10 protein-coding genes are annotated in these 13,479 nt (G+C 39.9%); 7 read left to right on the top strand and 3 right to left on the bottom strand.

Going from position 1 to position 13,479, the window contains the following annotated elements; translation table 11 throughout:
- Positions 1-198 precede the first annotated feature (198 nt).
- Positions 199-1,221 (top strand): stage II sporulation protein D, encoded by a 1,023-nt coding sequence (gene spoIID / locus FG390_RS03565; RefSeq protein ID WP_141189666.1) that lies wholly within the window; start codon positions 199-201, stop codon positions 1,219-1,221.
- A gap of 525 nt (positions 1,222-1,746) precedes the next feature.
- Here spoIID and FG390_RS03560 read toward each other — a convergent pair.
- Both FG390_RS03560 and FG390_RS03555 read right to left on the bottom strand, forming a co-directional pair.
- Positions 1,747-2,871, bottom strand: a complete 1,125-nt coding sequence (locus FG390_RS03560; RefSeq protein WP_141189665.1) for an ABC transporter ATP-binding protein — start codon at positions 2,869-2,871, stop codon at positions 1,747-1,749.
- A gap of 465 nt (positions 2,872-3,336) precedes the next feature.
- Positions 3,337-4,518 (bottom strand): M20 metallopeptidase family protein, encoded by a 1,182-nt coding sequence (locus FG390_RS03555; protein ID WP_141189664.1) that lies wholly within the window; start codon positions 4,516-4,518, stop codon positions 3,337-3,339.
- Positions 4,519-4,790: 272 nt separating this feature from the next.
- On the opposite strand from FG390_RS03555, the gene spoIIQ reads away from it, so the two are divergent.
- Entirely contained in the window at positions 4,791-5,675 is an 885-nt protein-coding gene (gene spoIIQ / locus FG390_RS03550) for a stage II sporulation protein SpoIIQ (RefSeq protein ID WP_181406357.1), read from the top strand.
- A 16-nt stretch (positions 5,676-5,691) separates the two neighbouring features.
- Here the strand turns inward: spoIIQ and FG390_RS03545 are convergent, their stop codons facing one another.
- A complete protein-coding gene (locus FG390_RS03545; RefSeq protein ID WP_141189662.1) occupies positions 5,692-6,066 on the bottom strand; it encodes a hypothetical protein in 375 nt (124 codons plus the stop codon).
- 291 nt (positions 6,067-6,357) lie between these two features.
- Between FG390_RS03545 and FG390_RS03540 the strand changes: the two genes are divergently transcribed.
- From FG390_RS03540 to FG390_RS03520, 5 genes are all read left to right on the top strand, one after another.
- A complete protein-coding gene (locus FG390_RS03540; RefSeq protein ID WP_141189661.1) occupies positions 6,358-7,083 on the top strand; it encodes a hypothetical protein in 726 nt (241 codons plus the stop codon).
- Between the two features lie 689 nt (positions 7,084-7,772).
- Positions 7,773-9,422, top strand: coding sequence for a M20/M25/M40 family metallo-hydrolase (locus FG390_RS03535; protein WP_141189660.1), 1,650 nt, complete (start codon positions 7,773-7,775; stop codon positions 9,420-9,422).
- A gap of 36 nt (positions 9,423-9,458) precedes the next feature.
- Entirely contained in the window at positions 9,459-10,736 is a 1,278-nt protein-coding gene (locus tag FG390_RS03530; protein ID WP_141189659.1) for an aspartate aminotransferase family protein, read from the top strand.
- A 142-nt stretch (positions 10,737-10,878) separates the two neighbouring features.
- On the top strand, positions 10,879-12,870 hold the full coding sequence (locus tag FG390_RS03525) for a methyl-accepting chemotaxis protein (RefSeq protein WP_141189658.1): 1,992 nt from the start codon (positions 10,879-10,881) through the stop codon (positions 12,868-12,870).
- 204 nt (positions 12,871-13,074) lie between these two features.
- Positions 13,075-13,326 (top strand): hypothetical protein, encoded by a 252-nt coding sequence (locus FG390_RS03520; protein WP_141189657.1) that lies wholly within the window; start codon positions 13,075-13,077, stop codon positions 13,324-13,326.
- Positions 13,327-13,479 lie beyond the last annotated feature (153 nt).

Here is a 13,479-nt window from a genome sequence, read left to right as displayed (position 1 = left end):
GTTTCATATTTTTTACAAATGAATATCATTTCCCATCAACAGTCTATGCTAAAATGTATTTAAATATACATACAAATGTAAAAAAAATAAGTTCCGACAGCTCCTCATGATGGATGATCTTATCCCATTTTTTCGTTCTAATCGCTTGTTTAGTCCCATAAAATAAAGATAAACATTCAACCTATTGGGAGGACATATATGAGGAAAGGCATCATCATCCTAACACTATTCGTTGCTATCATCATCTTGATTCCAGCTGTCATTGTATTACCGTTTTCACACGCTAAAGACATGAAAGAGAATCAACCACCGAACAAAAGTAAACAAAATGTAGAGAAAAAAAGTAAAGTAAAAAACACCCATATTACGGTAAGTGTCTACAGAGAAAATCTCAAGAAAACACAAAAGGTTCCGTTTAATGATTATCTTGTTGGCGTCGTAGGTTCTGAAATGCCAGCCAAATTTGACTTGGAAGCGCTAAAAGCCCAAACATTGGCTGCAAGAACCTATATTATCAGCCATCTTCTGGGCTCTGGTTCAACCTCCTTTCCCGATGGAGGACAAGTGACCGATACAACGCAAAATCAAGTCTACAAGAATGATCAAGAACTTCGAAGGATATGGGGTAAAGATTACAATTGGAAAATCAAGAAAATAAGACAAGCTGTGCATGAGACAGCTGACCAAATTATCATGTATAAAGGAGAACCCATCTCCACGCCTTCTTTTTTCTCAACAAGCAACGGCTATACAGAGAATGCAAAGGACTACTGGAGCGGTGATATACCCTATCTTCAGTCCGTTTCAAGTCCATGGGATAAAGCCTCTCCAAAATACAAAGTCACAGAAAAGCAATCAGTGGATACGGTCGAGCGGAAATTGAACATTAACTTATCAAAAACAGATGGCTCCATTGGCAAAGTCATCAAACGAACCGATGGAAAACGAATTGCAACCTTCAAAATTGGCAATAAAACGTTCACAGGCCGCCAGATTCGTGAAGCCCTCAATTTAAGATCAACCGACTTCACCATGAAAAGAAAAGGAAATCAAGTGATTATAAAAACCATAGGCTACGGCCATGGAGTTGGAATGAGCCAATACGGCGCAGAAGGCATGGCGAAAGAAGGAGCGAACTACAAACAAATCCTGAGCCATTACTATAAAGGGACATCTATCCAGAACATGGAACCATTCACAAAAAAATTAGAAGATAAATGAGTGATATAGACCACAGGCGATTGTGGTCTATTTAGTTTTAGAGAAAATTTTATTGGTCAACCTTGTCATGAGGATGTGCAATTCTTGGCTGGAGTGGTGCAATCTGGGTTCGGAGTAGTACAATCCAGATTTGAGTGGTGCAATTAGCCCCAGAGGTGGTGCGATCCAAGCCTAAGGTGGTGCGATCTCATTGACGAGGTAGTACAAAACTAATTTGAAATTAGGCAATAAGTACAGGAGGTGGGTGTGTCAATCAAATCATGTTGTCTGGAATGAGAGCGGGGCCATTAACTAAGATCCCCACCCATTCTAGTGGATGGGGGTATATGTTTATTCCGCCTTAACGGGCAGTAAGACCCCCACCTCAAGTTTCTGAGGGGGATCAACTGCCCGTAAAGGTCCGATTGGTTCAGGCTTACCATCAGTGGGGGATGACGCAGGCTAAAAACGCGACGTCCTGTCGCAACGCCTGCACTAGCACAACCTGTGCGTTGAAAAACCCCCCTATTGATGGAAGTTTTCACTTTATAAAGCAATCGCTTCTTTTGTATTTAATGTAATGACTTCCTCGGTATCTTTATCAAAAAAATGAATTTTATCTAAATCAAAGGCAAGTTGGACTTGATCGCCATTCTTAATATCAGTATCAGTGACTTTCGCAACAATGTTTGTTCCGTTGATCGAGGTGTAAAGAAGACTTTCTGATCCCATTAACTCTGAAACATCAATTGAGGCATCAAATTGGCCTGCCTTTGTGTCTTGAATTAAGTGCTCGTTTCGATTGATGTCTTCTGGGCGAATCCCTAATATAAATTCTTTATTGATATAACCTTTAGAGCGTAAAACATCCAATTTGTCTTTTGGTAATGCGAAAGAAATATTCCCAATTTTTAGTTCGGTGTCAGAGCATGTCGCAGGTATGAAATTCATAGCAGGAGAACCGATGAAACTGGCAACGAAAACATTAATAGGATGATTATAGACTTCTTTAGGGGTACCAATTTGCTGAATAACACCATCTTTCATAATGACAATCCGTGAAGCCATTGTCATGGCCTCTGTTTGATCATGTGTGACATAAATCGTCGTGGTATCTAAGCGACGGTGTAGCTTAGATATTTCAGCACGCATTTGTAATCTGAGTTTGGCATCTAAGTTAGAAAGTGGCTCATCCATGAGAAAAACTTTCGGATTACGAACCATGGCTCGTCCTAAAGCGACCCGTTGCCGCTGACCACCGGATAACGCTTTTGGCTTACGTTTTAAATAATCTTCCAGTCCAAGGATCTTGGCAGCTTCTTTTACTCTAGATTCAATCTCTGCCTTTGGCATTTTTTTGATTTTTAATCCAAAAGCCATATTGTCATAAACCGTCATATGAGGGTAAAGAGCATAGTTTTGAAAAACCATCGCAATGTCTCGATTTTTGGGAGCCACATCATTCATGCGTTTGTTGTCAATAAACAAATCTCCATCCGTTATTTCTTCTAAACCAGCGATCATTCGTAATGTGGTAGACTTACCACAACCTGAAGGGCCGACAAATACAATAAATTCTTTATGCTGAATGTCCAAATTAAAGTTACTCACAGAAAGAGTGTCACTATTTTTATACCTTTTGCAAATGTTTTTCAACAAAATATCTGCCATCAAATGCCTCCTATGTGTTTTTTGAATTATTTAATAGTATATATAAATTTAAATAGTTTGACTATTATCAGAATGAACAAAAAAATAACTCATATTTTGTTCACTTTTTCAAGGTGTATGGAAGGGAGGTAATTGAGGAAACATGCTGTTGTTGTAAAAATCACCCGAAATTGCAAATTCTATCTCGAAATTAAGTCATCTATCATTTCAATCTCCCGAAGTTATACACAAAAACCAACAATGATAGACTTTATCCACAAGCGACTTATCAAATTTTATATATTTTTCAGAAAAATAATCCACAATTAAGAAAAGATACACACAATTTGAGGATAAAAGAGGAGTTATGCACAGGCATCTTTTAATTGAAGAGGGTTTGAATCGATGAGATAGCCACATCAAAAAAATTATTAACCCCTGAGAGGAAGAATTTTTCATTCCTCCCAGAGGCAATCGCAGGTAATGTTATCTCAACCGCTCAAAGACTAAATTGGTCATGACCTTAACGCCAACTTCAATGGCTCCTTCATTTGGGCTGCATTTAGGATGGTGTAGTCCAAAGCTTTTTTCGGCGTCCGTTTCGGGTCCAGACCCAAGCCAGAAGAAGGCACCTGGGACATCTTTTAAGTATTGTGCAAAGTCTTCAGCAATCGTCGTTGGTGCGCATGCCACAACATGCTCAGCACCTAGACATTTTTCAGCGGCTTTTATAACATAGTCGGTTTGGCATTCTGAGTTGATGAGAGCTGGAGATTGATCAATATAGTTGAAATGAGCAGTGCAACGATAAGATAGGGCTTGTTGTTCAATGATACGTGGTAAAATTTGTTTGATTTGCTCTCGTACTTTTTGAGAAAAGGTACGAATCGTGCCTGTCAGTTTGGCTTCAGATGGAATGATATTATTAGCGAAACCAGCGTGGAAAGAACCAATCGTGATGACAGCGGGTTCAAGAGGAGAGATTTCTCTGCTCACAGCCGTTTGAATTCCCATAACGATAGAAGATCCGGCTACAATCGGATCAATGGAAGCATCCGGTGCTGCACCATGTCCGCCTTTTCCTTCGATTGTAAGTTCTATACGGTCAACAGAGCCCATTAATGGTCCGCGTTTGATCCCAATTGAACCCACTGGAAGGGTCGGTGCATTGTGTAACCCATAGATTTCTTGAACATTTTCGAGTACGCCTGCTTCCATCATTGCTAGAGCTCCGACGTTTACTTCTTCGGCTGGTTGAAAAATAAATTTGACGGTACCTTTGAATTGTGAGGTGTGTTCAGATAATGTTTGTGCAGTGGCAAGTAAAATGGTGGTATGAATATCATGGCCACAAGCATGCATAACGCCATCATTGACAGATTTGAAAGGGAGGTTGGTTTCTTCTTTAATCGGAAGGGCATCCATATCGGCACGTAGAGCAATTGTAGGACCGGCCTGTGATCCTGTTATTTCGGCGACAAGGCCGTATCCACCTATATTTTTTTTAAAAGGTATGCCAAGTTTCGTTAGAGTTTGGGCTACTTTTTCAGAAGTTTCTTTTTCTTGTTCACTAAGTTCTGGATGTTCATGTAAGTCACGTCTAAAGGCAATCCATTCATCACTATGGAGTTCCAAAAATTTTGATATGTCCGCCTGTAATGTTTCCATCTTTGTTATGCCCCCAAAGTCATTAAGAAATTTTTCTCAGATTGATAGCTTATCTTCTGATTACATACTTCTATTAAAACACAAAGTACATATTTTGGAATAGTAGAAATTTTACCATGTATGCATATTCGGTCAAAAAGTGCGTAAAATAACCCTTTTATTGTTAAAATCATAACTTTTGCTAGATTTGTCGAAAAAAAATAACAGTTTTTTTGTTTAACAAGGTATAGATTACTTGCAATCTGATCACAATGATTGCAGAGGTGATGGAAATGACAGACAATAATAATAACGATAAGAGAAAACTCAGCGAGGAATCTCAAAATAAATCAAACTTGCGAGCTCTCTTAAAAAAACGTTGGTTTTTACCTTCTATCTATTTAGGTGTTGCAGCAATTCTCATGATCGGCGTTCTTTGGGTACAAGCAGATCGCTCAGACAAACAATCACTACAAAGTAACAAAAATGATGTCGTATTCGGTGACAAGGACTCTGCACCAGTTAACGGAACAACAGAGGTATTCAATTGGCCAGTAACTGACAAAAAAGCTGTGGGTGTTATTCAACCATTCTATGATGTTAACGGATCTACTGAGGATCAAGAAGCTGCTCTCGTAAACTATGATCATTCTTTTGTGCAAAATAAAGGGGTTAACATTGGCACAAAAGACAATAAATCATTTACGGTAACAGCAGCGATGTCTGGTAAAGTTACAAAAGCTGAAAAAGATGCCTTACTTGGCTACATTGTAACGATCAATCACGGCAAAGGTATTGAAACCATTTATAATAGTTTACAAACCTTAGATGTGAAAAAAGGCCAACAAGTCGCTCAAGGTGAAAAACTTGGTAAAGCGGGAACAGAAGACTTCAACCGTGCAGCAGGTACACACCTACACTTTGAAATTCGCAAAAATAACATGGCTGTAAACCCAGAAAAATATTTTTCAAAAGGTCTATCAGCACTTAATAATGTAAAAAAACCATCTACAGAAGCAACAAACGCTGGCGCTAAAGAAACAACAGAAACACCAAAAAAACAAAAACCAGAACAAAAACCTAGCCAAAAGAAAGACGGCAAATCTGATACTAAACAAGACAAAAAAAGTGGATCTGAAACAGACCAAAGCACAAATGACGAAGGTGCTAATAGCTAATACTTAATAAAATGTACTACCAAACTGCCGTGACATCTCGGCAGTTTTTTTCATTGTTTATAAGTAGCTCAATTATGTGTTGGAGTGGCTCAATTAAGTTTGGAAGTAGCTCAATTATGTGTTGGAGTGGCTCAATTAAGCTTGGAAGTGGCTCAATAACACATTGAAGTAGCTCAATTATGAGTTCGAGTCGCTTAATCCAGCCACGAAGTCGTGCAATCCGGCCACGAAGTCGTGCAATCCGGCGCTGAGGTTGTGCAATCCAGCCACGAAGTCGTGCAATCCGGTGCTGAGGTTGTGCAATCCGGCCACGAAGTCGTGCAATCCAGCCACGAAGTCGTGCAATCCGGCACCGAGGTTGTGCAATCCAGCCCGGAAGTTGTGCAATCATGCTTTGATGTCATACCAACCCAGCTAATTCATTACACAACTTCTTCAATTAAACAAACAACCAATACTAAATCTAATATTTACCGCTTATTTACGATTTATGCCTCTTAATTTCACAATCATCGCAACATCATTATCTAAAACATCACATATCTTAAATAAGACAAGCAATTTTTAAATATCTATTCGAATGATCTAAGTATGAAGATCATATTTTTTGGGAACGTTAATTTTAAAGATTGTCGATTGTTTTTGACTACAACATCATGCTGGATAGAGGAGTTGCGAATGAATGAACGAACCGCGCGTTGAAAAAAAACGTTGGGGTATCCCCGCTATTGGTGTTGGTTTAATTTTTACTCTTGGGATTGTAGTTTGGTTAATTTCTTCAAATCAAGGTACCATACAACCTTTATTTAAAGGTGGACATGCAAAAGCAAATCCACAAACAGAGGAGAAAGTGAATACTGAACAAACCTATTTAAAAAAATATCATGTCGAGGATCTGAGAACTTTTTCACTAGATCAATCGATTGCGAGTCCAACATCTAAGCTAGATTTTCATATTACAGGAGACTATGTTAAGGAAACCAAACATGTTGTTTTATTGGATGTCGACAATCAACACATCGCTATTAAAAAATCACCGTCATTTAAATATGAATTAAATGGTTTTCGTAAAAAACTAAATGGATATAAAGTTGTCGCAGTGATCGGAGGCACCAAGCAAGACATCAAGGTACTTACACCGGCTCCGATTACGCTAGCAGATCTCAATGGAACTTATGAACAACGAAAAAAAGGGGACACTTGCATAATTGGTCGTCTCTTATATGAAGACGACAGTCGAATTACCGTTGAAGTTCCAAAAGGCCAAATTACGTATGATAAAAAGACCAACTTCAAGTTAGATGACAACGCCCAAGGGAAACAACTTAAAGAAAAAATGGTGCGCCTTGTGTTAGACCATCAAGGAGCCGTCAAAACGTTACATTATAATTGGATCGATCAAGAGTAAAAGACGCGAAAGTAAGTCAACATTATGGCTTACCAAGCGTCTTTTTTACTGTATGTCACAAAATTCCTCGCAAAATTCAGTCTCTCAATAACTCTCTCATATTATAAATCGCAAGAAGGAGCGTAAAATGGTGAGAAAAAAACAAAAAAAGTATAAAATTTTTTACACAGACACACAAAATCGGGAATCACAAGATCTTAAACTTGAACAAGAATCTAAAACATCTCATAACCTCTCTACACTATAAGTCGCAGGGACTAGAGAGAAATGGTGAGAAAAAAACAAAAAAATAATAAAATTTTTCACCCAGACACACAAACTCGGGAATCACAAGGTTAAGAGGGGAGGATATTTCTAAACAACTCAATTAACCTCTCTACACTATAAGTCGCAAGGACCAGAGAGAAAGGGTTAGAAAATAATAAAATTTTTCACCCAGACATAAACTCAGGAATCACAAGATCTTAAATGGGAGGATAATTTCCAATTAACTCGATTAACCATTCTCATACTAAAAATCGCAATTCCAAGTGTAAAATGGTGAGAATGAATTAACTTTTTTCACCATCTACACAAAAACCCCCTTAATCAAACGTTTGTTTAACAGTCCTGTCCCCCTTTTTAGTATAAATAGCCCGCAATCGAATATACATAATGAGATATAGGCTATGGGAAAGGAGCGATAATGTGTGGATTTGTTATCAAAGGATTTAACAGAGGAAGAGCGTATCGAGAAGTTAACCACATGGCTTGTGAATATGCCGAGTGTGAACGGCACACCGAATGAAGCCGGCATCGCAGATCAAATCGCTGCTTTAATCAAACAGTTTCCTTACTTTACCCATCACCCAACACAAGTCTGGCTTCATCAAATACCAAATGATCCGCTCAGTAGAAAAAATGTTTTTGCTTTCGTTCGTGGACCTAAACAAACTAAACAGACCGTTATTTTTCATTCGCATATGGATACCGTTGGGGTCAAGGATTTTGGTAAACTTGAAGAACATGCTTTTGATCCTGCCGCGTTATTGGACTATTTTAAAACATACACGGGGGACGATACCATTCGCGAGCAGGCTTTATCTGGTGATTGGATGTTTGGCCGCGGGGCTTTAGATATGAAAAGCGGGCTGGCGGTTCATCTAAGCAATCTCCTCTATTATTCAGAGCATCCAGATAGATTAATAGGGAATATTTTACTCATGGTTAACCCTATTGAAGAGACCTCTCACGGCGGGATTATTGCCGCAACAGAGGAGCTTCTTCGGATAAAAGAGACCCTCTCTCTCGATTATGTGGCTGCGATTAACAATGATTACACGTCTGCTTTTTATCCAGGAGATCCAGCTCGGTATATTTATACAGGCGCTGTTGGGAAATGTTTGCCCAGTTTTTACGTCTATGGAAGAGAAACGCATGTCGGCGAGACATTAAAAGGGCTCGATCCCACCTTCGTTACATCTGAGCTCAACCGTCAAATCAATAACAATATGTCCCTCGCTGAAAACTTAGAGGGAGAGATGATTCTTCCGCCTTGTACACTCCTAAATCGTGAAATCAAAGATCATTATAACGTTCAAACCCCGATCACCAGCTTCATCTACTTTAATTACATGATCTACGAACGACCGCCGGAAGACATTATGAATCAATTAAAGACCATCGCATATAACGTTCGAGATATGACCAAAAAATACTACGAAGCGCAATACGAGGCGTTTCTTAAACGAAATGGTTTGCCGAGTCGCATGCTCACGTGGGATCTGGCCGTCTACACGTACGAAGAATTTTGCGAGAAACTCGGAGGGCAAGGCGTTAATGTTAAAGCCTTAGCAGAAAAAATTCATCTGGAATATCAAAAGGAAGACATCCGAACCATAACGTATCATATTGTGGATGAATTGAGAAAACATGATCAAACGATGCAGCCGTGTATCATCATCTTCTTTGGCCCACCTTATGTTCCCTACACCTTTATTGAAGGTGAAAAACAGATTTTAAACATCATTCACGAAGAGGCTGAACGTTTTGGAAAAGAAACAGGGGAAACTTTTTCGATCAAACGTTTCTTTCCTTACTTATCTGACAGCAGTTATTTATCTCTCATCGATTTGAAAAATAGTTTAGAAGTCCTTACCAAGAACTTTCCTGAATGGGACTCTCTAGGCCAAGTACCGTTTGACCATCTTCGGAAATTAGATATTCCTTCGATTAATCTTGGCGTCTATGGAATGGATGCCCATAAATGGACGGAGCGGGTCTACAAACCTTACACCTTTCACAAACTGCCAAAGCTAACTCGGCGGTTAACGTCTGCTTTTTTAAAAATAGAAGGATAGTAGTAAAAAAAATAGTGCGGCTAAGGAGGAAAGTATATGTCGAAAAAGTCTTTATCTGAACGGGCCAATGCCGTGATGCCGCCTCTTGCCAAACGCATCACGGAACTTGAAATTGAAAAAGGCAGAGGAGCCTACTTATGGGATACGAAAGGAAAAAAGTATCTTGATTTCTCAAGCGGCATCGGTGTCACCAATCTCGGACATAATCATCCCTACATTGTTCAAAAAGCCCAAGAACAAATGGAAAAACTGGTCCATGGCTGTCACAATGTCGTCTACTACAAACCGTATGTTGAACTGGCTGAAAAAATTTGTCATCTTGCTGGCGGCGATCATAAACTCTACTTTTCAAACAGCGGGGCCGAAGCGGTAGAAGGAGCCATTAAACTCGCCAAATGGGCAACCAAACGGCCTGGGATTATCGCTTTTAAACGAAGCTTCCATGGGCGAACGATGGGGGCAACAACCGTGACAGCGTCAAACGCCCAATATCGAAAAGAATACGAAGGGTTGTTGCCTAGTGTTTATTTTGCCGAGTACCCGTATACGTTCAGAACCGGATTAACGCCGGAAGCGGAGACGGAGCGCTGCCTTCAATCAATTGAAGACGTTTTTCATTATTTGATTGCTCCAGAAAAAGTCGCTGCCATCTTGATGGAGCCTGTTCAAGGGGAAGGGGGCTATATTGTCCCTCCCGTTCAGTTTGTTCAAGCCGTTCGAGACCTTTGTGATCAACATGGAATCCTCCTGATCTTTGATGAAGTCCAAACCGGATTCGGCCGAACAGGGAAAATGTTTGCCCATGAACACTTTGGTGTAAAGCCCGATATCATGTCACTCGCCAAAGGCATCGCGAACGGATTTCCGTTAAGCGCCATCGTTGGAAAACGAGAAGTCATGGATAAATGGTCAAGCGGGGCCCATGGCGGGACTTATGGCGGGAATCCGATATCCTGTGCGGCTGGACTCGGCGTCATCGAATGCCTAGAGCAAGGCGGTCTCGATAATGCCGTCCTCGTGGGTGAGTATTTTATCGAAAAACTTCATGAATTAGCTAAAAAATATTCCGACATCCAAGACATACGTGGTCTTGGCCTTATGATCGGCATGGAATTCGTGACAAAGGAAGGAAAACCAAACGCTCATAAAGTTCATCAATTACAAGAAAAAGCCCTCGAAAAAGGTTTATTGCTCTTAAGCTGCGGTGTTGATAAAAACGTCATTCGCTTCATTCCGCCAGTTATTATTCGAAAAGAGCACGTTGATGAGGCCATTGACATCATTGATGACTGTCTTAATGAAATAGGTAAGTGAAACGATAATAGCCGAGATGACACGTCTTGAATTTTAATTGTTCTCCCCTTTTAATAAATGTCGTTTTTTATCGAAAAAAGGTTCAAAGAGCAACCTAACTTGCCGATATAAATGATAGATAATAAAAAGGGGGAGCATTTTTGTGTCGCAAAGACTTACGAAATTATTAAACATGGGGCTTCGAGGGAAACTCATCACGTCGTTTCTCATCATATTAATCGTTCCGTGTTTGTTAGTAGGGTCGATTTCCTATTACAACTCTAAAAATAAAATCCAAAATCAAATGGAGCAAAATGCAAAAAATAGTGTAGAGCTAATTAATGAATCCATCATACAACTCCTATCGGGGCAAAAACAAGCGGTTGGATTTTTAGCAGATACACTTAAGCTTGATCATATGGAACAGAATAAAGCAGACATCCAAGAATTGTTAGCAAACCAAAAAACAGAAAATCCGAATGCATCCATGATCATTGTGGGAAATAAAGATGGATCGTATATGTATGAACCACGTAATACGAAATTCCCGACTGATTATGATCCAAGAACTCGACCTTGGTACAAGGATGCTATGGTGAATCCAGGGGATATCGTGATTACACAGCCTTATTATTCAGCTGCAGATAATAAGTATCTTGTCACAGTAGCTAGAACGACAAACGATGGAAAAGGCGTTGTAGGTATTGATATTGATGCGGAAGGATTTCAAAAAATCCTCAACAAAAACAAAATTGGGAAAAAAGGGTACAGTGTTCTTCTTGATAGTGATATGAAATTCATCGCTCATCCTAAGGAAATACCAGGAACAAAACAAGATAAATTCATCGCCGATCGTCTTGTCAATCGATCTGGTGAATTCAATTATAAATTGAATGGCGAAGAGAAACACCTTATTTACGATACGAATAGCGAAACCGGTTGGAAATTAATTGGTACGTTGTATTTAGATGAAGTAGAAAATGAAACAAAGTCTATTCTAATAACAACATCTATTGTGGTAGGAATTTCAGTTTTATTAGGTCTTTTACTAATGGGATTCATCATTCAAATGATTCTTAAACCCATTCGCCGCTTAATGTTTGCTGCTGAGAAAATTAGTCAAGGCGATTTAACGGTCGATATTGAGGTGAAATCTCAAGACGAAATAGGTAAACTAAGCGCAGCATTTATCCAAATGCAAGATTCCTTGAAAGAATTGATCTATTCGATTCAGGAAAAGGCATCGTCACTTGCGGCTTCTTCTGAACAATTGACAGCAAGTACAGAAGAAGGACGTGCCACATCTGAAGAAATTACGAATTCCATCCAAGAAGTTGCTACTGGAACGGAGACTCAATCTGGGCGAATTGAAGAAAGTACAGAGGAAATGAGCAAAGCGGCCAGTCACTTAGAAGCCATTAAACAAAGTACGCTCCATCTCACGTCAACGTCTGAGAATGCAGCTAAAGAGATTGAAAAAGGTGACAAAACATTACATTTGACATTCGATCAAATGAAGACCATTCAAAGAACGATACAACATCTGGCAGAAACAGTTGAAATGATGACCGAACAATCAGGGAAAATCAGTGAAATTGTGAATTACATTGATGATATCAGTAACCAAACGCACCTTCTCTCACTAAATGCAGCCATCGAAGCCGCAAGAGCAGGTGAAGAAGGAAAAGGATTTGGCGTTGTCGCAGCTGAAATCAGAAAATTGGCTGAACAATCTTCAGCAGCAACTGATCGTGTCCGTGACGTCGTAACCACCATCATCACAGAAACAGATGACGTAAGTAAATCAATGAAAGCGGGCGTCCAAGAAGTGGATAAAGGACTTGACGCCGTCAATAACTCACTGGTTACCTTTAATGAGATTGAAGCTTTTACGAATGCTGTAAACGAGCAAATAGAAAATGTATCAGAAAAAGTCGTAGAAGTAGCTGCAGTCGCAAACAATGCTAGGGAGGCATTTAAAGTCATCAATAAAGTGGGCCTAGAAGCCTCTGCCAGTGTGCAAAATGTCTCAGCCGCAACAGAGGAACAATTTGCAGCCATGGAAGAAATGTCACGCAGTGCAGAACAATTAACCCAAATGGCTGAAGACTTACAAGAAGCCATCAGCGGATTTAAACTAGTGAAGGAAGACTAACTCTATAAAAATTAGTGAAGGAAGACTAACTCTATAAAAAAATAGACTGAAATGAGCCGAGACATTTGTCTCGGCTTTTTTGAGTAGAAAAAAGAGTAGAGTGGCTCGGTTCCGGAGAGAGTTACTCCGGCTGAAGTGGTGCAAACTGCCGAGAGCAAAGTGGTGCAATCCAATGTTGAAGTAGTGCAATCCTAAGGCGAAGTGGTGCAATCCAATGTTGAAGTGGTGCAATTTGAAAGCGAAGCGGTGCAATCCAATGTTGAAGTGGTGCAATTCAATGTTGAAGTAGTGCAATCCGAGAGCGAAACGGTGCAAAACAATGTTGAAGTGGTGCAATCCGAGAGCGAAGTGGTGCAATCCAATGTTGAAGTGGTGCAATCCGAAGGCGAAGCGGTGCAATCCAATGTTGAAGCGGTGCAATCCAAAGCGAAGTGGTGCAATTCAATGTTGAAGTAGTGCAATCTGAAGCGAAGTGGAGCAATCCAATGTTGAAGTGGAGCAATCCAATGTTAAAGTGGTGCAATCTGAGGGTGAGGCTCAATTCCAGGTCGAAGTAGCTCAATCTCAGAGCAACCACTTAATCCCCAAGCAAAGTGCCTCAATTCCACG

The organism is Terrilactibacillus laevilacticus (assembly GCF_006517395.1).
In the GTDB taxonomy this organism is placed as follows: domain Bacteria; phylum Bacillota; class Bacilli; order Bacillales; family Sporolactobacillaceae; genus Terrilactibacillus; species Terrilactibacillus laevilacticus.
This window is presented reverse-complemented; position numbering and strand designations above follow the sequence as displayed.

What these genes read in the sequence shown, in the direction of transcription:
- spoIID (WP_141189666.1), top strand. Translation starts at nt 199, where the DNA reads ATGAGGAAAGGCATCATCATCCTAACACTATTCGTTGCTATCATCATC.
- FG390_RS03560 (WP_141189665.1), bottom strand. Translation starts at nt 2,871, where the DNA reads ATGGCAGATATTTTGTTGAAAAACATTTGCAAAAGGTATAAAAATAGT.
- FG390_RS03555 (WP_141189664.1), bottom strand. Translation starts at nt 4,518, where the DNA reads ATGGAAACATTACAGGCGGACATATCAAAATTTTTGGAACTCCATAGT.
- spoIIQ (WP_181406357.1), top strand. Translation starts at nt 4,791, where the DNA reads ATGACAGACAATAATAATAACGATAAGAGAAAACTCAGCGAGGAATCT.
- FG390_RS03545 (WP_141189662.1), bottom strand. Translation starts at nt 6,066, where the DNA reads ATGATTGCACAACTTCCGGGCTGGATTGCACAACCTCGGTGCCGGATT.
- FG390_RS03540 (WP_141189661.1), top strand. Translation starts at nt 6,358, where the DNA reads ATGAACGAACCGCGCGTTGAAAAAAAACGTTGGGGTATCCCCGCTATT.
- FG390_RS03530 (WP_141189659.1), top strand. Translation starts at nt 9,459, where the DNA reads ATGTCGAAAAAGTCTTTATCTGAACGGGCCAATGCCGTGATGCCGCCT.